Origin of the sequence: Vibrio sp. GLN_1, assembly GCF_043106015.1 — a bacterium.
GTDB classification, from domain to species: Bacteria; Pseudomonadota; Gammaproteobacteria; order Enterobacterales; family Vibrionaceae; genus Vibrio; species Vibrio parahaemolyticus.
In genome coordinates, this window is the sequence record NZ_JBICMD010000011.1 from 1 (window position 1) to 687 (window position 687).

At 53.6% G+C, this 687-nt stretch carries 1 rRNA gene; it reads left to right on the forward strand.

From position 1 onward, the window contains the following. Window positions 1-680: ribosomal RNA gene (locus tag ACF8OV_RS04910) — 23S ribosomal RNA — on the forward strand; the annotation flags it as partial. Window positions 681-687: the final 7 nt, after the last annotated feature.

A 687-nucleotide genomic window follows, 5' to 3' on the forward strand; every position in this document is an offset into this window, starting at 1 on the left:
ACAGTGCCTGGTGGGTAGTTTGACTGGGGCGGTCTCCTCCCAAAGAGTAACGGAGGAGCACGAAGGTGGGCTAATCACGGTTGGACATCGTGAGGTTAGTGCAATGGCATAAGCCCGCTTGACTGCGAGAATGACAATTCGAGCAGGTGCGAAAGCAGGTCATAGTGATCCGGTGGTTCTGAATGGAAGGGCCATCGCTCAACGGATAAAAGGTACTCCGGGGATAACAGGCTGATACCGCCCAAGAGTTCATATCGACGGCGGTGTTTGGCACCTCGATGTCGGCTCATCACATCCTGGGGCTGAAGTCGGTCCCAAGGGTATGGCTGTTCGCCATTTAAAGTGGTACGCGAGCTGGGTTTAGAACGTCGTGAGACAGTTCGGTCCCTATCTGCCGTGGGCGTTGGAAGATTGAAGGGGGCTGCTCCTAGTACGAGAGGACCGGAGTGGACGAACCTCTGGTGTTCGGGTTGTGTCGCCAGACGCATTGCCCGGTAGCTAAGTTCGGAATCGATAACCGCTGAAAGCATCTAAGCGGGAAGCGAGCCCTGAGATGAGTCTTCCCTGATACTTTAAGTATCCTAAAGGGTTGTCGGAGACTACGACGTTGATAGGTCAGGTGTGTAAGTGCTGTGAGGCATTGAGCTAACTGATACTAATTGCCCGTGAGGCTTAACCATACAACAC